Raw genomic sequence first — 20,079 nt, 5'->3', positions numbered from 1 at the left:
TACCGGAAGGATTCGCCATGCCCACACTCGACTACCAGGACAAGATCGCCGTTCTCGATCTCGGCGCCGACGAAAACCGCTTCTCCCCCGACTTCCTCGACCAGGTCGAAACCCACCTCGACACCGTCCTCGCCGACGGCGCCCAGGGGCTGGTCACCACCGCGAGCGGCAAATTCTACTCCAACGGACTGGACGTGGACTGGCTCGGCGCCAACGCCGATCGCGCCGAGTGGTACGTCGCGCGAGTGCAGGCGCTGCTCGCGCGGATGCTCACCCTGCCCGTGCCCACCGCCGCCGCGCTACCGGGTCACGCTTTCGGCGCAGGCGCCATGCTCGCCATCGCACACGACTACCGCGTGATGCGCGCCGACCGCGGCTACTTCTGCTTCCCCGAAGTCGACCTCCGCATATGCTTCACCCCCGGCATGGCCGCGTTGATCCAGGCCAAGCTCGCTCCGAAAAGCGCCGTCGCCTCGATGACCACCGCCCGCCGCTTCGGCGGCGTCGACGCCGCGGCCTACGACATCGTCGATGCCACCGCCGCCGAAGGCGCCGTGACCGACTCCGCCGTGGCGCTACTGGCCCCGCTGGAGCCGGTAGCGGCAGCGCGGCCTGACCCGCCCGGTCGCGGCGTTCGTCCGCGACCGGGCGCACCCCGGCTGCGCGACACCCCCGCCTGTCCGTCCCCATCCGCCGAACCTGTTGTGGCAGAGGTGGTTCGGCGGTGCGCGGAATGAACCGGTCGCGGGTCGGGAAACGGTCGAAAACGCCCCACGCGGCGCACTCGGGCACTTACGGTCTGACAAAGCCGGCTGTACCGAACGGGGTTGTGCGATGACCGAACCGAACACGTCCTGCGCCGCATTCCAGCGCAGCGCGGCGATCGACCCGGACGCGGTGGCCGTCCGGTCCATCGGCGGGACACAGACGCTCACCTGGCGCGAGTACGCCGACCAGGTGCGGGCGGTCGCGGCGGGCCTGTCCGCGCTGGGTGTCGGCCGTGGCGACACGGTGGCGTTGATGATGGGCAACCGGATGGAGTTCTATCCCCTGGAAGTCGGTGCGCAGCACACCGGCGCCACCTCGTTCTCGGTGTACAACACCCTCGCCCCCGAGCAGCTGGCCTACGTGTTCGCCAACGCGGGCAACCGAGTGGTCATCTGCGAGCAGCAGTACGTGGAGCGGATCCGCGCCTGCGGCGCGCCGATCGAGACCATCGTCTGCCTCGATGCCGCCGCCGAGGGCACCGTGGGGCTCGACGAGCTCGAAGCCATGGGCCGTCCCGATTTCGACTTCGAGGCCACTTGGCGAGCCGTGCGGCCCGAGGACGTGCTCACCCTCGTCTACACCTCCGGCACCACCGGCAACCCCAAGGGCGTGGAGATCACCCACGCCAACCTGATGGCCGAGGCGCGGGCCTTCCACGCGGTGCTGCCGGTCGAGTTCGGTGACCGCCAGACCTCCTACCTGCCCTCGGCGCACATGGCCGACCGGTTCTGCTCGCTGTATCTGCAGCAGGTATACGGCACCCAGATCACCGTGGTGCCCGACCGGTCGCTGCTGCCCGCCGCGCTCGCCGACGTCCACCCCACCATCTGGGGTGCGGTGCCGCGGGTGTGGGAGAAGCTGAAGGCCGCCATCGAGTTCTCCGTCGCCGCCGAACCCGACCACGCCCGGCGCGTGGCCCTGGAGTGGGGGCTGGGCGTGGCGGCGCGCAAAGCCGCCGCCGGGCTGCGCGGCGAACCGATCGACGCGCGGCTGGCGGCCGAATGGGCGCGGGCCGACGAACGGGTGCTGGCGGGGTTGCGCGCGAGAATCGGTCTGGACGAACTGAAGTGGGCGATGTCGGGGGCCGCGCCGATTCCGCCGCAGACCCTCGCGTTCTTCTTCGGCATCGGCATCCCGATCTCGGAGATCTGGGGCATGTCCGAACTGACCTGTGTGGCCAGCGCCTGCTCGCCGCAGCAGGCGCGGCTGGGTTCGGTGGGCCGGATGCTGCCGGGGATGCAGTGGCGCATCGCCGAGGACGGGGAATTCCTGGTGCGCGGGCCGCTGGTGATGAAGGGCTACCGCAAACAGCCGCAGCAGACGGCCGAAGCGCTCGACGCGGACGGCTGGTTGCACACCGGTGACATCCTCTCCGTCGACGCCGACGGGTATCTGCGGGTGGTCGATCGCAAGAAGGAGCTGATCATCAACTCGGCGGGCAAGAACATGTCCCCGGCCAACATCGAGAACGCGATCAAGGCCGCGACGCCGCTGGTGGGCGCCATCGCCACCATCGGGGACGCGCGCCCCTACAACACGGCGCTGATCGTCATCGATGCCGAGACCGCGGCACTGTATGCGACCGAGCGCGCGCTGCCGGACGCGTCGGCGGCGGCGCTGGCGGCCGACGCCGATGTGATCGCCGAGATCGCGCGCGGGGTGGCCGCGGGCAATGCCACGTTGTCACGGGTCGAGCAGATCAAACGGTTCACCGTGCTGCCGGTGTTCTGGGAGCCCGGCGGTGACGAGGTGACGTTGACGATGAAGTTGCGGCGCACACCGATCGCGGACAAATACGCCGAACAGATCGCGCTGCTCTACGCCGAGGAGCTCGCCGCGACCGTGCACGAACCCCAGCCGCGGCCATCCCGCGTCGGCGGAGCGGACTCGGTCACAGCGGGAACGTGAGCCGCTGCGGCCGGATGTAGTCGGCCGGGTCGTGCAGGGGGCGCAGTTGCGGTCGGCGCGCGGCGGGGATCTTGTGCAGTTCCGCGCGCAGCGGCGCGTCGTAGGTCGCGGCGCTCGCGGTGAGCCCGGGCAGCCAGTTGTCGTGATGGCTCGGGACGAACAGCGCCGGGCGCAGCGCCTCGATGTAGGTGCGGGGATCGCGCAGGCCGTTGTTGATCTGGTTGTGGCCCTGCACGGCGCCGATCTGCACGTCGGTGGCCGGTAGCGCGGCGAAGGCGTCGAACACCTGCGGCGCGCGTTCGGTCAGCGGCGCGGACGAGTCGTGCCACACCAGACTGAAGCCGGGGACCCGGAATTGATACAGCAGCACTCCGCCTTCGGGGTCGCGCAGTCGCGGCAGGCCTTGCAGTAGACCGCTGAGCGTCGGTGGGTGGGTGCGCACGACGCCCGGTTCCGGGCGTGGGAAGAAGCGTGGTGATCCGCCGGCGGGGTCGGGTGGGGTGCGCGCGGAGTGCAGGTGCCGGATGACGGTCACCTCCACCGTGCCGACGGTGCAGTCCTCCCGGGCGCCGATCGCGGTGGCGGCGTCACCGTGGGGGGCGAGGGGGAAGGTGGGATCGGTGATCTGCGCGGCGATCCTCGCGCAGTGCTCGGCGGTGCCGTGCACGGTGGCGCCGGTGGCCTGTGCGATGCGGCCTGCGTCCCCGGCGTGGTCGAAGTGGCCGTGTCCGATGAAGATGGCCGCCGGGGCCAGGTCCGCCAGCTGTTGCGGGGTGGCCGGGACGTAGCCCGTGCTGGTCAGCCGCGGCACCCACGCGTCGAGTAGGAACACCGAACCGCCGATGGCCAGCGCGAAGGTGGTGCATCCCACCCACGACAGCACGACCCGGTCGGTGCGCAGGGCACCGCTTGCCGGATCGACGGTGTCGGCGCCGAAGAATCGGGTGCGCGCCGCGATCGTGCGCGCATCGGTGGGGTCGGCGGCGGGCCGCAGTCGCCCGGCCGCCAGGGTCGCCAGTTTGCCGCCGGAACCGAACAGTCCCGCGCCGGGAAAGCCGCACACGCGCCAACCTCATCACGGGTGCGGTGCCGCGGGCAAGAGGTCGTTACAGGCGGATGCCGAGCAGTGCGTCGACGGCGGTGGCGATCGTCGCGGGCGCGTCGGTGTCTCGGCCGCCGTAGTCGAGGGCTTGGCGGGCCCAGTTGTCGAGCGCGTCGAGCGCTTTGGGGGTGTTCAAGTCGTCGGCGAGATGCATGCGCAGCCGGGTGACGGTGTCGGTGGCCGAGGGGCCTGCCTGCGGTGCGACGGCCGCACGCCACAGCTGCAGGCGCCGCTGCGCCTGCTCGAGCAGGGCGTCGGTCCACATCCGGTCCTGGCGGTAGTGCCCGGCGAGCAGGGCGAGGCGGATGGCGGCCGGGTCGACGTCCTGGCGGCGCAGCGCCGACACCAGCACGAGGTTGCCGCGGGATTTCGACATCTTCTCCCCGTCCAGCCCGATCAGGCCGGCGTGCACGTAGTGGCGGGCGAAGCGGCGGCCGGCGATGAGCGACTCGGCGTGCGCGGCGGAGTATTCGTGGTGGGGGTAGATCAGGTCGCTGCCGCCGCCCTGGATGTCGAATTCCGGGCCGATGCGGTTCAACGCGATCGCGCAACACTCCACATGCCAGCCGGGACGGCCCGGGCCGAAGGGGGCGGGCCAGGACGGTTCGCCGGGCCGCGCCGAGCGCCACAGCAGCGCGTCGATGGGGTCGCGTTTGCCGGGGCGGTCCGGGTCGCCGCCGCGCTCGGCGAACAACCGCTCCATGGTGGCGCGGTCGTAGCCGGATTCGTACCCGAACTGCTCGGTGGCGTCGGCGCGGAAGTAGACGTCGGGGTACTCGGCGTCCTCCACGATGTAGGCCGCGCCGGAAGCGAGCAGTTTCTGCACGACCTCCACGACCTCGTCGACGGATTCCACGGCGCCGATGTAATCGCGCGGCGGCAGGATCCGCAGTGCGGCCATGTCCTCGCGGAACAGATCGGTTTCGGCCGCACCCAGCTCGCGCCAGTCGACGCCGTCGCGGGCGGCGCGTTCGAACAGCGGGTCGTCGACGTCGGTGACGTTCTGCACGTAGTGCACGTCGTGGCCCGCGTCGCGCCACAGCCGGTTGACCAGGTCGAAGGTCAGGTAGGTCGCGGCGTGGCCGAGGTGGGTGGCGTCGTAGGGGGTGATGCCGCAGACGTACATGGTGGCGGTGGCGCCGGGGGTGACCGGGCGCACCTGACGGTCGGCGGTGTCGTACAACCGCAACGGCGGTCCTGCTCCGGGGACGGTGGGGATGGCGGTGTCGGACCAGGACTGCATGCTTACGAGGGTAGAGGTGTGGGCGAGATCATCCTTCCCCGGCCCGGTGGCCCCGACCGTTCCGCCGCGGCGGCCGCCCGCCGCGACCTGCGTCTTCCAGCAAATCGTGGGATGTCAATACTTACGGTTTCGCTGAATCAGCTGTCGGCGGGGCCGGTGGGGTCGGCGATCGTGTTGGGCGTGATCGCGAAGGTGCCGTCCAGTTCCGGGATGTCGGGATCGGTGTCGGCGAGCGCGATCTGGGTGAACGCGCCGCGAGCGACGTCGAACTCGAGCTCGTGATAAGCGACCGTATCGCCCCAGTCCGCGGAAGGCAACGAGATGAACCGCATCGTGAACCGCCCGGAGTCCACCGAACCCTCGGTGAGGACGTAGACGCCGAAGTGGTTCTCCCCCGCGGAACTCAGCCAGTAGACGCCGTTGTCGTAGAGGTGAAGGTCGGTGTCGGGATAGGGTTTCTTGTCGTAGAGGTGCACGTAGTGCAACGCGATGCGGTAGGTCGGTGCGCCGATGACGATCCGCACCGTCGGTGCCGTGCGGTCGGGAGTGGAGTGGGGCATCGCGTCCTCCTCGTCGCGCCGGCTGCCGGAAGCTTCAACTGTGCCAGGAAACGCCGCCCCCGGCAGGGCCCGCGGTCAGAAGGCGGGCCACGGAATCGGCCGCGACGTGCGCGGCACCGGCATCACCGGCTCGTCGAGCACCTGCTGGGTGCGTTCGATCAACGCGTCGATCTCGGCGTCGGTGATGTGCTCGCTGAGAGTGTCGGCGAACGCGCCGGGCAGCTGTTTGGCGAACGCGGTGATGTCCGCGATCAACGCCTCGTCGATGGGCTGACCGGCCCAGCCCCACAGCACGGTGCGCAGTTTGTGCTCGGCGTGCAGGCAGATGCCGTGGTCGACGCCGTAGACCTGCCCGTCCACCCCTTCCAGCGCGTGCCCGCCCTTGCGGTCGGCGTTGTTCAGCAGCACGTCCAGCACCGCCACCCGGTGCAGCCGCGGATCGTCGGCGTGGATCAGCGACACCTCGTTGCCCATGTCGTCCACCGCGCGCAGCACCTCGCGGAATCCGTCGGGTACCGCGCCCGCCGGGCACAGGTCGATCAGGTCGAGCCGGTCGCCACGGTCGGTGTGGTTGTCCACGCCCACCACCCAGCGCTGCACCATGCCGACACCGAAAGGGCCGTCGCGCAGGATGGTTTCGGGGATCACGCCCCAGCCGATCGCCTCGGAGATCAGATAGGAGGCCACCTCGCGGCCGGCGAGGGTGCCGTCGGGGAAGTCCCACAGCGGTCGTTCGCCGCGGATGGGTTTGTAGACCACCCGCAGCGGCGCCGCGCCGGTGCTGTCGCCGACGTCGCAGACCAGGGTCACGTTGCTGGCGGTGCTCACCCGCCCGATCACCGTCAGCTCGCCGCTGTGGAATCCGTCCCCGGCCTCGGCCACCGAATCACTCCTCTAGTTCGGCCGCGCCGAAGATGTCACCGCGTTTGTAGCCGTTGGTGCGCACGCACATGTGCCCGCGCGCCGAGAGCGGCTCCCCGCACAGCGGGCACGGCGGGCGGCCCGCCGCGATCACCCGGGTGGAGCGCAGCGCGAATTCGCGGGCCTGGATCGGGGTGAGGAACACCCGCACCGCGTCGGGGCCCTCCTCGGTGTCGTCGAGCACCACCGACTCGTCGACCTCGGTCTCGGTGATCGCGAGCAGTTCCACCACCACCGCGCCCGCGTCGGCGTCCCAGCCCAGGCCCATGGTGCCGACCCGGAATTCGGCGTCGATCGGGGTGACCAGCGGTGCGTTGTCGCTGACGTCCTCGGCCTGCGGGGGCACTTCGGCGCCGAAGCGGCGCGCGACCTCGTCCAGCAGCAGACCCATCCGGTCGGCGAGCACCTTGACCTGCTGCTTTTCCAGTAGCACGCTGACCACGCGCGGCTCCTGCACCGCCTGCAGATAGAACGCGCGATCGCCCGGCTCACCGACGGTCCCGGCGACGAAACGATCGGGGGTGCGGAATACATGGATTGCGCGTGACACATGCACCTCCTGATACGTGACCCTGAACGACTACCCGCGGTGCGGGGGTTCCATACAACGACCGTCCGGTTGTCTACAAGGAATCTCGGCGCTCCGCATTCCCATTATCCGCACTCCCGCTATTGCCGAGTTCGCCACCGGGGACTGGTCCGGAGGTCTCGGGTTCCGGCGACGCCGACCCGGCCGCGCGGGGTTGCCCGCCGGACGCGGCGAGGGCCGACAGGTCGGCGCCGGTGTCGTTGAGCCGCCAGACGTACGGTGCGGTCGGCGTGTAGCGCACGACGCTGATCGAGGCGGGTTCGACGACGATGCGCTGGAAGCCGTCGAGGTGGATGCCCAGCGCGTCGGCCAGCACCGACTTGATCACGTCGCCGTGGGTGCACGCCACCCACAGTGCGTCGCGGCCGTGCTGCTCGGCGAGGGCGCGGTCGTGCTCGCGGATCGCGGCGACCGCGCGCGCCTGCACCTGCGCCAGGCCCTCACCGCCGGGGAACACCGCGCCGGAGGCGTGCCGCTGCACGACCTTCCACAGCGGTTCGGCCAGCAGTTCGGCGATGGGGCGGCCGGTCCACGCGCCGTAGTCCACTTCGAGCAGCCGGTCGTCGAATACCGGTTCCAGCCCGAACTTTTCCGCCAGCGGCGCGACCGTGCGCTGGCAGCGCAGCAGCGGGGAGTGCACGATACGTTCGATGGGCAGCCCGGCCAGTCGTTCGGCCACGGTCCTCGCCTGCTCCTCGCCGCGCTCGGTGAGCTCGACGCCGGTGCTGCGACCGGCCAGGGTGCGGGCGGTGTTCGAGGTCGACACACCGTGCCGCAACAGGATCACCGTCATGCGGCCAGCCTAGCGATCATGTCGCCGAGACCACCCCGCCCGCCAGCAGACCGAGCAGGATCGCGCCGAGCACGATGCGGTAGCCGACGAACCAGTACAGCGAATGGCGCGCCACGAAACGCAGCAGCCATGCCACCGAGGCGTAGCCGACCGCGAAGGCCAGCACGGTGGCCACCAGCAGTTGCGGGCCGCTGGCGTTGAGTCCCTCTCCGGCGGGTTCGAACGCGTCCGGCAGGCTGAACAGGCCCGAGGCGGTCACGGCGGGGATGGCCAGCAGGAACGAGAACCGTACGGCCGCTTCGCGTTCCAATCCCAGGAACAGGCCCGCGGTGGAGGTCGCGCCCGACCGGGAGACACCGGGGATCAGCGCCAGGCACTGGGCGAAACCCATGACCAGCCCGTCGCGGGTGGTCAGTTGCTCGAGCGGGCGTTCCTTGCGGCCGAAGTGCTCACCAGCGGCGATGACCAGCGCGAAGAAGATCAGCATGAACGACACCAGCCACAGATTGCGGGCGCCGGTGCGGATCTCGTCTTTGAACAAGAAGCCCAGCACACCGATGGGGACGGTGGCGATGATCACATACCAGCCGATGCGGTAGTCGAGTTCGCGCTGGGCCTGCTCGTCGAGCACTTGCCGGTGGTCGGCGGTGAGGACCGGCAGTCTCGTGGTGGGCTGATCGTGCAGTGGCAGCTGCTGGCGACCGCGCGCGGTCGCCCGCTCGCGCAGACCCGCGAACCAGGCCAACACGATCCGCCAGATGTCCTTGGCGAAGTACACCAGTACCGCGGCCTCGGTGCCCAGCTGGGTGACCGCGGTGAACGAGGCGCCCGCGTCGTCGCCGAAGAAGACCGACGACACGATGCGCAGATGCGCCGAGGAGGAGATCGGCAGGAACTCCGTCAGTCCCTGCACCAGACCCAGCACCAACGCCTGCACCCAGGTCATCGACTCGCCAACCACGAACCATCCTCCACTTCCGCCCGAAATACGGGTTGCTACCTGGGCATTGCCGCGGCGGCCGGTCGCGTCGTCGGGCCTGCCGCCCCAATCACGCAGCGACAGTACAGTGTCGAGGCCGCAGCAGCGTGTCCGGCTGTTGCGCCGGCGCCGGCGCGCAGGTACCCAGGTTTCCGGCGCACCGGAGCGCGACCCACTGTGCTGGTGGGCGGCCGGTCGCGTCTCCACACTCTAGGCTTGGCGCCGTGACGAATGCGCGGACACGGTGATGGAACAGCGGACGGTGGGCCGTAGCGGCCTGCGGGTGTCGCGGATGGGCCTGGCGACCCATACCTGGGGTTCGCACACCGACGCCGAGGACGCCGCGGGGCAGCTGGTGGCGTTCGTCGAGGCGGGCGGCACGCTGGTGGACACCTCCCCCGCCTACGCGGGCGGGGCTTCCCAGCGGATGCTGGCCGAGTTGCTCGGTGATCTGGTCTCGCGTGACGAGCTGGTGCTCAGCGGGTGCGCGGGGACCGCGCCGTGGGGGTATGCCGATGCCGGGGTGCCCGGGGCGGCGCAGGTCACGGTGGACACCTCGCGGCGGGCGCTGCTGCGGCAACTGGATCGCACGCTGCTGGAGTTCGGCACCGATCACCTCGACGTGTGGAATGTCGCGGTGTGGGATCCGCGCACTCCGCTCGAGGAGGTCGCCTCGACGTTGGAGCAGGCGGTGCGGTCGGGGCGGGTGCGGTACGCGGGCGTGCGCGGGTTCGGGGCCTGGCAGCTGGCCAGCCTGGCCGCGGTCGCGCCGGTGACGGCGGCGCAGACACCGTATTCGCTGCTGGCGCGGGGTGCGGAGGCCGATGTGGTGCCCGCGGCGCAGTTCCACGGGGTCGGGGTGATCGCCTCGGCGCCGTTGGCGGGCGGCATCCTGACCGGCAAGTATCGCGACGGTGTGCCCGCCGATTCGCGCGGCGCCGACGAGGCGACCGCGGCGGAGATCCGCAGTGGTCTCGACGAGCGCGCCACCCGGGTGGTGGATGCGCTGGTGACCGCCGCCGACGGGTTGGGCACCTCGCCGCTGGCGGTGGCGCTGGCCTGGATCCGGGACCGGCCGGGTATCGCGAGCATGGTCGTCGGCGCCCGCGACATCGGGCAGCTCACCGGTGTGCTGGCCGCGGAGACGCTGGAGCTGCCGCGGGCGATCGCCGCGGCCCTGGACGACGTCAGTGCGCGCGCCGAGTGACACAGATTAGCCTTGCCTGCATGAGCACTGCAGCGACCGGGGGTGGGCGTGGGAGCGGAGTCCGAGCCGGGTGGTGGCGTGCCGTCGCGGCGTTGTTCGCGGTGGGCCTGCTGGCGGGGACGGTCGCGTGTGGCGCCGACGCGGGGTCCTCGCACGGCGGGCACGGGCCGACGACGGCGACGCTGACCGATCTGGATCCGGTGCCCATCGGGCCGGAGCCCACCCCGGCGCTGCCGGTGACGGTGCGCTCGTTCGACGGCGCGCAGGTCACCGTCACCGACGCCTCCCGCATCATCGCCGTGGACCGCTACGGCACCCTCGCCCAGATCGTGTACGCGCTGGGGTTGGGGCCCAAGCTGGTGGGGCGCAGCACCTCGGCGGCGTTTCCGGCGGTGCGGGACGTGCCGAACGTGGCCGGGGGCAACGGGTCGCTGAATGTGGAGTCGGTGCTGGCGATGCGGCCGTCGGTGTTTCTCACCGACACCACCAGCGCCGCGCCCGCGGTGCGCGAGCAGTTGCGCGCGGCCGGGGTGACGGTGGTGTATTTCGATCCGGAGCGGACGATGGACGGGGTGGTGCCGCAGATCGAGGCGGTGGCGGGCGCGTTGGGGGTGCCGGAGCGGGGGCAGGCGCTGGCGCAGCGCACCCGCGACGAGATCGCCGCCGCCAGTGCCGCGGTGCCCGCGCAGGATCCGCAGCCGACCATCGCGTTCCTGTATCTGCGGTCCACCGCGATCACGATGCTGGCCGGGCCTGGGTCGGGGGCGGACGCGTTGATCGCGGCGTTGCGTGCGCGGGACGCGGGTACCGTCGCGGGGTTGAAAGAGCCGTTCACCGCGATCACCAGTGAGGCCATGATCGGTGCGGCGCCGGATGTGCTGCTGGTGATGTCGGACGGGTTGAAGTCCGTCGGCGGTGTGGAGGGGTTGCAGAAGGTGCCCGGGATCGCGCAGACCCCGGCGGGGCGCGACCGGCGGGTGGTGGACATGTCGGATGCGGTGCTGCTGAGTTTCGGGCCCAACACCGGCCGGGTGATCGCGGCGTTGAGTGCGGCGGTGTACGGCACCGGTCACGCATGAGTGTTTCGGGGACGCAGACGGCGCGGCCGCCGGTGCCGCCGCTGCCGAAGTCGCGGGGCCGCTCGCGGGTGCTGCTGGTGTTCGTGGTCGCGGTGGCCGGGCTGGTCGCGCTGGCGGTGGCGTCGGCGGCGATCGGGCAGGTGCCGACGACACCCGCCGAGGTGGCCGGCAGTGTGCTGCATCGGATCGGGGTGGATCTGGGGCCGATGCCCGCGCATCCCGCGGGTGAGGTGACGCTGTGGGAGGTGCGGTTCCCGCGGGTGGTGCTGGCGATGCTGGTCGGTGCGGCGCTGGCGACAGCGGGTGCGTTGTTGCAGGGCGTGTTCGCCAACCCGCTGGCCGAGCCCGGTGTGATCGGGGTGTCGGCGGGGGCGGCGGTCGGTGCGGGCACGGTCATCGTGGTGGGCGGGGCGTTCGTGGCGGCGTGGTCGGTGGCGGCGGCGGCGTTCGTGGCGGGTTTGGCGACCACGTTGCTGGTGTATCTGCTGGCGCGCTCGGGCGGCCGCACCGAGGTCGTCACCCTGGTGTTGACCGGTGTCGCGATCAACGCGTTCGCGGGCGGGTTGATCGCGTTGCTGCTGTTCGTGGCCTCCCCCGCCGCGCGCGATCAGATCGTGTTCTGGCAGTTGGGGTCGCTCAACGGGGCCACGTGGGAGTCGGTGGGTGTGGTGGCGCCGCTGAGCGCGGTCGGTGTCGCGGCGGCGGTGCTGCTGGCGCCGCGACTGGACCTGCTGGCGCTCGGGGAGTCGGCAGCTCGTCATCTGGGTGTCGATGTGGAGCGGTTGCGCCGCAACGTGATCGTCGTGGTGGCGGTGCTGGCCACCGCCGGTGTCGCGTTCACCGGCATCATCCTGTTCGTCGGGCTCATCGTTCCGCACCTGGTGCGGATGCTGGTCGGTCCCGCCCATCGGATCCTGATCCCGCTCAGCGCCGTCGTCGGCGCGGTGGTGCTGCTGGCCGCCGATGTCGCCGCCCGCTCGCTGGTCGACAACGCCGACCTGCCGTTGGGCATGCTCACCTCCCTCATCGGCGGCCCCGTCTTCTTCTGGCTGTTGCGCCGCACTCGAGCTCGCTCCGGGGGCTGGGCGTGATCGGGCATCGTCGAGTGGCACATGGTCGCGGTGACTGCCGAGCAGTCCTCTCGGTGGTGTGCCACTCGACCGGAGGTGTGGGGTGAGGGTGCGGATGGTGCACGAGGCGCCGGGGTGGCCGGTGCGGGGGGATGTGACCGTGCGGGCGTCGGGGGTGAGTGTGCAGCGGCGCGGAGGCGGGCAGGCGCGGCGGGTGCTCGACGGTGTGGATTTCGAGGCGGTCGCGGGGCAGGTCGTGGCGCTCGTCGGGCCCAACGGCGCCGGTAAGTCGACGCTTCTGGCCGTGCTGGCCGGGGAGCTGGCGCCGAGCGTGGGGACGGTGGAACTCGAGGGGCAGCCGTTGGCGCACTGGACGACGTTGGACATGGCCCGGCGGCGGGCGGTGCTGCCGCAGACCCACACCGTCGGGTTCCCGTTCACCGCGCGGGAAGTGGTGGCGATGGGCCGCGCGCCGTGGGTGCGCACCGAACGCCGCGAACACGACGAGCAACAGATCGCCGCCGCGATGGCCGTCACCGACGTCGCGCATCTGGCCACGCGCTCGTTCCCCACCCTGTCCGGTGGTGAACGCGCCCGGGTCGCGTTGGCGCGTGTGCTGGCGCAGGACACCGCGACGCTGCTGCTGGACGAGCCGACCGCCGCCTTGGACCTCGGCCACCAAGAGGCAGTGCTGCGTCTGGCCGCCGAGCGCGCCGCGGCGGGCGCGGCCGTGGTCGTCGTCCTGCACGACCTCGGTGTCGCGGCCGCCTACGCCGATCGGGTGGCCGTCCTGGATGCCGGTTGTATCGCCGCGGACGGCCCGCCCCGGGAAGTGCTGACCACCGAGCTGCTCACGAAGGTCTACCAGCACCCGGTGGAAGTGCTCGACCATCCGGTCACCGGCGCCCAACTGGTGCTGCCTGTCCGCCGCTGATCGAGTCGACCCGCCGGTCGTCTCTTCGGTGCCGAGGACCTGTGCCGAACGGCGGTGTAGATGCCACGGCTCGAGCGTTGGGCCGGTGCCCGAAGCCGTAGCGACCGTCCGGTGTGGGGCGGCCCGGGCAGTCCGGCATTCCGGTACACACCGGCGATCGTCAGCGTCGCCCGTTCGCGGCGCGGCGCACCCGAAGTTTCGGCTGCCGGTTCTTCCAGCGGCCGACGCCGGTGTCGCGAGGGGAAAGCGGACCGGCGGGACCTACCGCCAGATCAGTCTCAGCACCGCGGGGGTCAGCAGCATGCGGATCACGGTGGCGTCGAGGATCAGCGCGGCGATCATGCCGTAGGCGATGTATTTCATCAGCACCAGATCGGAGAAGCCGAACGCGCCGGTGACCACGATGAGGATCGCGGCGGCGGAGGTGATCACGCTGCCGGTGTGGGCGATGCCGTAGCGGATGGCCTCGGGCGCGTCCGCGCCGGCGGCGCGCGCTTCGGACACGCGCGACAGCAGGAACACCTCGTAGTCGGTGGACAGCCCGAACACCACCGTCACGATCAGCGCCAGCACCGCGAACATCAGCGGTCCCGGCGTGAAGTGGAAGATGCCCGCGCCGTGGCCTTCGACGAACACCCAGGTCAGGACGCCGAGGGTGGACACGAGGCTGAGCGCGCTCATCGCGACCGCCTTCACTGCCAATACCACCGAGCGGAAGGCCGCGTACATCAGCGCCAGCGCCGCGGCGACGAGGATGGCCAGCAGCACGGGAAGGCCGTCGAGTAGTCCGTTGATGCTGTCGCGTTCCAAAGCTGGTACCCCGGCGACCATCACCCGCACGCCGGGCGGTTCGGGGATGGCGCGCAGCGCGGCGATCACGCGGTCGGCGTCGCGTTTGTCGGTCAGTCCGGCGGCGAGCACGTTGAGGCCGTCTTTGGTGGGTGCGGCGGGCTCGAAACGTCCGGTCAGGCCGGGGACCTGGTTGGCGGCGTAGCGGATGTCGCCGAGCTGCTGCGGGTCGGCGCCGAGGACGACCAGTTTCAGCGGTTCGGTGCGGAAGCTGGGGAACAGGGCGTCGAAACGTTCCTGCGCCACCCGCGCCGGGTTGTCGTCGGACAGGTAGCGTTCGCTCAGTCCGCCGAATTCGATGTGGCGCATCGGGATGCTCAGCGCCAGCAGGGCCAGCACGATCGGCACGGCGACCGCCCAGGGGCGGCGCATCGCCCACAGTGCGAGGCGGGAGAAGAATCCGGCGTCGATCTGCGCTTCTGTCCTGGTGCGGGAGAACCGCTTCCAGCCCAGGAAGTCGATGCGGTGTCCGACGACGCTCAACGCCGCGGGCAGCGCGGTCACCGACAGCAGCGCGGCCAGCAGCACCGAGCTGATGCCGCCCAGCGGCACCGAGCGCAGCACGCCGTTGGGGAAGATGAACAGCGCGCCGAGGCTGAGGGCGATGATCGCCGCGGAGAACAGCACGGTGCGCCCGGCGGTGGCGACGGTGCGGGCGGTGGCTTCCTCGACGGGGTGACCTGCGGCGAGTTCCTCCCGGAAACGGGTGACGGTGAACAGGCCGTAGTCGATCGCCAAGCCCAGGCTGACCAAGGTCATCACGGCGCTGGCGAAGACGTTGACCTCGATGTGGTCGGTCAGCGCCCGCAGTCCGCCCTGGGTGCCCAGGATCGTCATGCCGCCGATGAGTACCGGCAGCAGCGCGCCGACGACGCCGCCGAACACGAAATACAGCAGGATCGCCACCAGTGGCAGCGCGATCATCTCCGCGCGTTTGATGTCGCGCTGCATGCCGGTGTTGATGCCCTCCACGATCGGCTGCAGTCCCGCCAGCTGCACCGTGGTGCCGCCCGGGCCGCCGCCGGCGCGCCCGGCGCCGAGGTGGTCCTTGATCGCCAGGTAGTTCTCCACCGTCGCGGTGCCCGAGCCGCGCAACCCGACGCTGGCGAAGGCATGGGTGCGGGTGGCGTCGGTGGCCTGGGCGGAGAACGGGCTGTCCCAATAGCTGTCGATCTTCTGGATGCGATCGGGATAGGTGGTCAGCAACCCGGCCAGGTGCCGGGTGACCGGGCCGCGGACGGCCGGGTCGTCGACGGTGGCGCCGTCGGGGGCGGTGTAGAGCAGGATCAGGTCGCTGTCGGTGTCGCGACCGAAGGTGCGGTCGGCCAGTTCGGCGGCGGCCACCGATTCGCTGCTCTCGTCGAACCAGCCCTCCTGGGTCAGCCGTCCGGCCAGGTCGCGGCCGTACCAGCCGGAGACCAGGACGAACAGGACGAAGAAGCCGAGGACGAGGACGCGGTGGCGGTGCACGAACCGCCCCCACCGCAGTGATCCGGAACGGTGCATCGCGTCGCGGTGCCCGGTCAGCCGCAGGCCGGGGTGCGGTAGTCGGCCGAGCGCAGGATGCCGCACAGGTCGGTGCGTGAGATCTTCCACTTGCCGTCGATGAGCACGAAGTGCACGACGGTGGTGCGGACCGCGGCGCCGGTGCCGTCCTTGTCCAGCCGCATGGTGGCGGTCAGCGTGCCGTCGTGGTTGTCGAACACCGGGTCGGTCACCCCGTAGACGGCGCGCGGATTGTCCTGCAGCGCCTTGTACATGTCGGGGATGGCTTGGCGGAAGGAGTCGCCGTCCTCGATGAGGGCGGTGCGTTCGCTGTCGGGCAGCGCCGGGTCCAGCGCCCGCTTGATCTGGGCGTCGAGGTCGGCGGCGGTGGGCAGCGGGGGGTGGGCGGCGCTGGAGGAGGCGGCGATCGAGGACGACAGCGAGGCGTTCGCCGAGGAGCGGGCGGCGTCGACGGCGGCTTCGTCGGTGCCGCTGTCGCACGCGGCGGCGGCCACCGCCATCAGCAGGCCCGCGACGGCGAGCGCGGTGCGGGCGAGTCGTGTGTGGGTCATCGCTTCCTACATACCTTCGATGACGGAGCTGATCCGTCCCAGCAGGGCACGCACGGTCGTGACGTCCCGTTCCGCGGCGGCGTCGATCGTCGCGGCGTCGGGGATCATATCCCGCACCAGGGCCCCGATACTGCGTTCGTCGTCGAGGTCGATGTCGGCGACCGTGGCTTCGGCGACCGCCAGAACGTCCTCGGGACCGGGGACGGCGTCGGCGAGATCGCGGCGGTAGATCTCGAGCGTCAGGGTGGCGCGGACGGTGCGGAAGGCGAAGGGATGGCCGTCGGCGGTGGTGCCGAAGCCGTGCGCGTACGCGCCGACGGTGATGTCTTCGATGACAAATCCCGACGTATGGTCGGCTTTCAACCCAGGTCTCCCTATATCGGACGGTGTGGTCTCCACCGTAACTCCGGTTACCGACATTCCGCTCGAGCCGACACCCCGGTCGGTCGGTTGGTTGCGTCATCATGGTCAGATGGGGAGGTTGCGGAAGATTCGTCGGTAGAAGGAGTTCGGTCGATGCGCCCTCGCGCCTGGCTCGTCTCGGCATTCGCGGGTGCCGCGGTGCTGGTGCTGCTGGCCGGATGCTCCTCCGGTGCCGGCGGTCCCGACCTGCCGACCAGAGAGCCGGCCACCGCGGCGCTCGCGCCCGCGGCCTCGACGCCGCCGGCCGGGCGGGTGCTGCCCGCCGGTCCGGTCGCCGAGCTGGCCGCCGATTCCGCCGGCGGGTTGCTGGCCGCCCTGGACGGGGCCACCCTCACCGTGGTCGACCCGGAGGCGGCCCAGCCGGTGGTGCGCACGGTGACATTGCCCGAGCGCGCGAGCGGTTTGACCGCGGGCAGGCCGGGTGAGATGCTGGCGGCCGCGCCGGGACGGGTGCTGCGGGTGGAGCTTGCCTCCGGGGCGGTCACCGCGGTGGCCGTGGACGGCGAGGTGCGGTCGGTGCTGGCCCGCGCGGACGGCGGGCTGCTGGTCGGCACCGCCGACGGCCGGGTGCTGGATGTGGCGGCCGATGGTGCGGTCACCGCCACGGTCTCGGGGCTGGTGTCGGCCGACGAACTGGCCGAAGCCGGCGGCGAGCTGACCGTGCTGGATCGGCGTCAGACCGCGATCTTCGAGCTCGACCCGGGTGAGCAGCGGCCCGGATTGGCGTTGCGGGCCGGTGACGGGGCCACGCGGCTGATCGGTGACACGCGCGGCCGGTTCGTGGTCACCGACACCGCGGGCGGCGAACTGCTGGTCTACACCGCGGGACCGCTCGTGTTGCGCCAGCGTTTCCCGGTAGGATCTTCGCCTTACGCACTCGCCTACGATCAGCGGTCCGACACCGTGTGGGTGACGTGCACGCAGCGCAACGAAGTCGTCGGATTCGACTTGTCGACTGGTATACCGAAGGAAGTGGGCCGCTACGCCACCGTCCGACAACCGAACTCGGTGGCCGTCGAGCAACGCACCGGTGATCTGTTCGTGGGGTCCGCGACCGGCGACGGTCTGCAACGGATCGGTGCGGAGGATCGGAAGAGAGGGCACTGATGGCTCGGACACCACGCGCGGGCGAGGATACCGCGGCAGCTGCCGATCCGGCAGCACACCGGGGGCGCGGGCGCGCACTGCCCGCGGGCTGGGAGACCACCAGCGACGACTACGAATACGTGCCGCTGCGGCTGCCACCGGATGTCACGCGGGTGACCGCGTCCATGCGGCTGGCGATCCAGGCCGAGTTCGGCGGCTGGGAACTCTCGCGGGTGCGCGCCTACACCGACGGCAGCAGGCGGGTGCTGCTGCGGCGGCGAAAATCCGCCCTACTACCCCAGCCCGAACCCGGAATGTGAGCCGATGTACGCCCTGCTACTCCGACTGATGTTCCTGGTCGCACCGGAACGCATCCATCATGTCGTCTTCGCTGCCATGCGGTTCGCCGCCTGGTTCGCGCCGTTGCGCTGGACGATGAGCAAACTTCTCGTCACCCGTGATCCGATCCTGCGCGCCGAGGCGTTCGGGGTCGAGTTCCCCGCGCCGCTGGGGCTGGCCGCCGGTTTCGACAAGAACGCCGATGGCGTCGACGCCTGGGCGCCGCTGGGGTTCGGTTTCGCCGAGATCGGCACCGTGACCGCGCAACCGCAGCCGGGCAATCCCGCGCCGCGGCTGTTCCGGCTGCCCGCCGACCGTGCGCTGATCAATCGGATGGGTTTCAACAATCACGGCGCGGCCGCGGCCGCCGAACGACTGCGCGTGCGCCGCGGCGGGGTGCCGATCGGCGCGAACATCGGCAAGACCAAGATCGTCGAGCCGCAGGCCGCGGCCGCGGACTACGCCGTCAGCGCCGCCTTGCTGGGGCCGCTGGCCGATTTCGTGGTGGTCAACGTCAGTTCCCCGAACACGCCGGGCCTGCGGGATCTGCAGGCGGTGGAGTCGCTGCGCCCGCTGCTGCGGGCGGTGCTGGACAGTGTGCGGGTGCCGGTGCTGGTGAAGATCGCCCCGGATCTGTCCGACGAGGACATCGACGCGGTCGCCGATCTGGCTGTGGAACTCGGTTTGGCGGGCATCGTGGCCACCAACACCACCATCCGCCGCGACGGTCTGCGCACCGATCCGGCGGAGGTGGCCGCCATGGGCGCGGGCGGGTTGTCCGGCCCGCCGGTCGCCGATCGTTCGCTCGAGGTGTTGCGGCGGCTGTACCGGCGGGTGGGTGATCGGCTGGTGCTGATCTCGGTGGGCGGCATCGAGACCGTCGATCAGGCGTGGGAACGCATTCTCGCCGGGGCGACGCTGCTGCAGGGCTACACCGGTTTCATCTACGGCGGTCCGTTCTGGATGCGCCGCATCCATCGGGGCCTCGCGCAGCGGTTGCGCGCCGGCGGGTATCACAGCATCGGTGAGGCCGTCGGAGCGGAGCACACGGCGCACGCCTGAACCATGGTGCTCAGCCGTGCACGAATGGTGGTTCGGGAGTACGCACTCGCCGGGTCCACCGGCTGTGCCCCGGCGGTGCGGGATCTCCCTTGGGTCGCAGTTCCTGGCCCAACCGCGCCGCCATGGCCTTGGCGAGCAGGATCACCGCGTGATCGCGCAGGATGCCCAAGTGGTCGGCGTAGACCTCGACGCGGGCCTGGGTCATGCGGTCATGCACGACGTCGGGGTCGCTGAGCAGTTCATCCAGCGACATCCCGGCCAGGGCCTGGCTGCGGGTCAGCCGTCGGTCCGGTAGCCAGCTCAGCCGCCAGCTGTCGGGCGCGTCGGTGTCGCGGTAGGCCGATTCCGGGGTTATGTCACTGGTCATCGTCCATTCGGTGGTGTGGATGGTCATCGCGGTCTCCGGTGCGACAGGTGGAGTGAGGCCGGCTCCAGGGCGCTGAGTCTGATGGTCACGAATGCCTCGCGTCGTGCCTGCGCTGGTGCGGCGCGGTGGGGCCGCCGCTTCATGTATTCCGCCGTGGTCGGCGGTGTGGTCGGCCGGGCGGAGCAAGTCCGCTGCCCGGCCCGGTGGTCCAGGGGGCGGCTCGCAGGTGTGCGGCGGTCGGGGGAATCGCAGCGCGGGGCGAGCGGGGTGGATAGTGGCGACCGGGGCGTGCGCGGTCGGATCCGCGTGGCGGCCGGCGCCGCGCGGGTGGCCGGATTCGTGGCTCCGGCCGCGTGGCGGGCGCGACGCCCAGGGGGCGAGCCCGAGACGGTGCTTGCTTGCGCGCCGGCGTGGTGCGGGCGGTGACGGTTGCGTTGCCGTGCGGGGTGGGCGGCGGCTCGTTCAGTCCATCACCGGCTTCGGCACCAGCTCGGTATCGGATCCGGCGGGACGGTGTCGCCGCCGCCGTCGCGGCTGCCGTATCTGAAGAATCATCCTGCTCACCAGCCCTCCCGATGTGTCTGGTGGTGCGATGGGGATCGCCACATCCAGTGTGGCATTTGCCGTTCCCCGCGCGCAATTGCCGTTGTAGTTTGGTAATTGACTATTTGCCCGCTGGCTAAACCCGATTTGCGTGGCCAACATGCGCGCGACGCCCCGGTGTCGCGCCGATAGAGGAGGGT

The 20,079-nt window shown here is 70.9% G+C and carries 20 protein-coding genes; 9 read left to right on the top strand and 11 right to left on the bottom strand.

What is annotated here, in order from left to right:
• Positions 1 to 17: 17 nt before the first annotated feature.
• Both GVY64_RS20210 and fadD11 read left to right on the top strand, forming a co-directional pair.
• Positions 18 to 737 (top strand): enoyl-CoA hydratase-related protein, encoded by a 720-nt coding sequence (locus tag GVY64_RS20210; protein WP_159843707.1) that lies wholly within the window; start codon positions 18 to 20, stop codon positions 735 to 737.
• A gap of 97 nt (positions 738 to 834) precedes the next feature.
• Positions 835 to 2,676, top strand: coding sequence for a fatty acid--CoA ligase FadD11 (gene fadD11, locus GVY64_RS20205; RefSeq protein WP_159843705.1), 1,842 nt, complete (start codon positions 835 to 837; stop codon positions 2,674 to 2,676).
• Here fadD11 and GVY64_RS20200 read toward each other — a convergent pair.
• The 7 genes from GVY64_RS20200 to GVY64_RS20170 form a co-directional block, all read right to left on the bottom strand.
• Complete coding sequence (locus GVY64_RS20200; protein WP_159843703.1) at positions 2,660 to 3,739, bottom strand: MBL fold metallo-hydrolase; 1,080 nt, start codon at positions 3,737 to 3,739, stop codon at positions 2,660 to 2,662. The two genes, fadD11 and GVY64_RS20200, sit on opposite strands and share 17 nt — an antisense overlap.
• A 43-nt stretch (positions 3,740 to 3,782) precedes the next feature.
• The gene (mshC, locus tag GVY64_RS20195; RefSeq protein ID WP_159843702.1) at positions 3,783 to 5,021 is read right to left on the bottom strand and encodes a cysteine--1-D-myo-inosityl 2-amino-2-deoxy-alpha-D-glucopyranoside ligase; all 1,239 of its coding nucleotides are present in this window, start codon (positions 5,019 to 5,021) and stop codon (positions 3,783 to 3,785) included.
• Between the two features lie 137 nt (positions 5,022 to 5,158).
• Positions 5,159 to 5,581: a hypothetical protein gene (locus GVY64_RS20190; protein WP_159843699.1), complete on the bottom strand. Its 423-nt coding sequence runs from the start codon at positions 5,579 to 5,581 to the stop codon at positions 5,159 to 5,161.
• 75 nt (positions 5,582 to 5,656) lie between these two features.
• Positions 5,657 to 6,463 carry an SCO1664 family protein gene (locus GVY64_RS20185; protein ID WP_159843697.1) on the bottom strand — a complete coding sequence of 269 codons (807 nt, stop codon included), beginning with the start codon at positions 6,461 to 6,463 and terminating at the stop codon, positions 5,657 to 5,659.
• 4 nt (positions 6,464 to 6,467) lie between these two features.
• The gene (locus GVY64_RS20180; protein ID WP_039798216.1) at positions 6,468 to 7,052 is read right to left on the bottom strand and encodes a DUF3090 domain-containing protein; all 585 of its coding nucleotides are present in this window, start codon (positions 7,050 to 7,052) and stop codon (positions 6,468 to 6,470) included.
• 73 nt (positions 7,053 to 7,125) lie between these two features.
• Positions 7,126 to 7,884 (bottom strand): histidine phosphatase family protein, encoded by a 759-nt coding sequence (locus GVY64_RS20175; protein WP_159843695.1) that lies wholly within the window; start codon positions 7,882 to 7,884, stop codon positions 7,126 to 7,128.
• Positions 7,885 to 7,900: 16 nt separating this feature from the next.
• Complete coding sequence (locus tag GVY64_RS20170; RefSeq protein WP_159843931.1) at positions 7,901 to 8,830, bottom strand: undecaprenyl-diphosphate phosphatase; 930 nt, start codon at positions 8,828 to 8,830, stop codon at positions 7,901 to 7,903.
• Between the two features lie 280 nt (positions 8,831 to 9,110).
• On the opposite strand from GVY64_RS20170, the gene GVY64_RS20165 reads away from it, so the two are divergent.
• From GVY64_RS20165 to GVY64_RS20150, 4 genes are all read left to right on the top strand, one after another.
• Positions 9,111 to 10,070 carry an aldo/keto reductase gene (locus tag GVY64_RS20165; protein ID WP_159843693.1) on the top strand — a complete coding sequence of 320 codons (960 nt, stop codon included), beginning with the start codon at positions 9,111 to 9,113 and terminating at the stop codon, positions 10,068 to 10,070.
• Positions 10,071 to 10,090: 20 nt separating this feature from the next.
• Positions 10,091 to 11,149 carry a heme/hemin ABC transporter substrate-binding protein gene (locus tag GVY64_RS20160; protein WP_159843691.1) on the top strand — a complete coding sequence of 353 codons (1,059 nt, stop codon included), beginning with the start codon at positions 10,091 to 10,093 and terminating at the stop codon, positions 11,147 to 11,149.
• Positions 11,146 to 12,240, top strand: coding sequence for a FecCD family ABC transporter permease (locus tag GVY64_RS20155; protein WP_159843689.1), 1,095 nt, complete (start codon positions 11,146 to 11,148; stop codon positions 12,238 to 12,240). Before GVY64_RS20160 ends, GVY64_RS20155 begins: the two co-directional genes overlap by 4 nt.
• 94 nt (positions 12,241 to 12,334) lie before the next feature.
• The gene (locus GVY64_RS20150; protein WP_159843929.1) at positions 12,335 to 13,153 is read left to right on the top strand and encodes a heme ABC transporter ATP-binding protein; all 819 of its coding nucleotides are present in this window, start codon (positions 12,335 to 12,337) and stop codon (positions 13,151 to 13,153) included.
• A gap of 261 nt (positions 13,154 to 13,414) precedes the next feature.
• Here GVY64_RS20150 and GVY64_RS20145 read toward each other — a convergent pair whose 3' ends face one another.
• Genes GVY64_RS20145 through GVY64_RS20135 form a run of 3 tightly spaced genes read right to left on the bottom strand, consistent with a single transcriptional unit; the run spans position 13,415 to position 16,422 of the window.
• The gene (locus GVY64_RS20145; protein WP_159843927.1) at positions 13,415 to 15,508 is read right to left on the bottom strand and encodes an MMPL family transporter; all 2,094 of its coding nucleotides are present in this window, start codon (positions 15,506 to 15,508) and stop codon (positions 13,415 to 13,417) included.
• Between the two features lie 17 nt (positions 15,509 to 15,525).
• The gene (locus tag GVY64_RS20140) at positions 15,526 to 16,059 is read right to left on the bottom strand and encodes a hypothetical protein (RefSeq protein ID WP_159843687.1); all 534 of its coding nucleotides are present in this window, start codon (positions 16,057 to 16,059) and stop codon (positions 15,526 to 15,528) included.
• Between the two features lie 6 nt (positions 16,060 to 16,065).
• A complete protein-coding gene (locus tag GVY64_RS20135; RefSeq protein WP_159843685.1) occupies positions 16,066 to 16,422 on the bottom strand; it encodes a hypothetical protein in 357 nt (118 codons plus the stop codon).
• 153 nt (positions 16,423 to 16,575) lie between these two features.
• Between GVY64_RS20135 and GVY64_RS20130 the strand changes: the two genes are divergently transcribed.
• From GVY64_RS20130 to GVY64_RS20120, 3 genes are read left to right on the top strand one after another with little or no spacing between them, the layout of a single operon-like run.
• Positions 16,576 to 17,589, top strand: a complete 1,014-nt coding sequence (locus GVY64_RS20130; protein ID WP_159843683.1) for a YncE family protein — start codon at positions 16,576 to 16,578, stop codon at positions 17,587 to 17,589.
• Entirely contained in the window at positions 17,589 to 17,888 is a 300-nt protein-coding gene (locus tag GVY64_RS20125; protein ID WP_236567007.1) for a DUF5703 family protein, read from the top strand. The genes GVY64_RS20130 and GVY64_RS20125 overlap by 1 nt, the downstream gene beginning before the upstream one ends.
• 4 nt (positions 17,889 to 17,892) lie before the next feature.
• Positions 17,893 to 18,969, top strand: a complete 1,077-nt coding sequence (locus tag GVY64_RS20120; protein ID WP_159843681.1) for a quinone-dependent dihydroorotate dehydrogenase — start codon at positions 17,893 to 17,895, stop codon at positions 18,967 to 18,969.
• Between the two features lie 10 nt (positions 18,970 to 18,979).
• On the opposite strand, the gene GVY64_RS20115 is transcribed toward GVY64_RS20120, so the two are convergent.
• Positions 18,980 to 19,363 carry a hypothetical protein gene (locus GVY64_RS20115; RefSeq protein WP_201298078.1) on the bottom strand — a complete coding sequence of 128 codons (384 nt, stop codon included), beginning with the start codon at positions 19,361 to 19,363 and terminating at the stop codon, positions 18,980 to 18,982.
• Positions 19,364 to 20,079: the final 716 nt, after the last annotated feature.

The sequence above is a fragment of the Nocardia sp. CY41 genome (assembly GCF_009829325.1).
Taxonomy (GTDB): domain Bacteria; phylum Actinomycetota; class Actinomycetes; order Mycobacteriales; family Mycobacteriaceae; genus Nocardia.
This window is presented reverse-complemented; position numbering and strand designations above follow the sequence as displayed.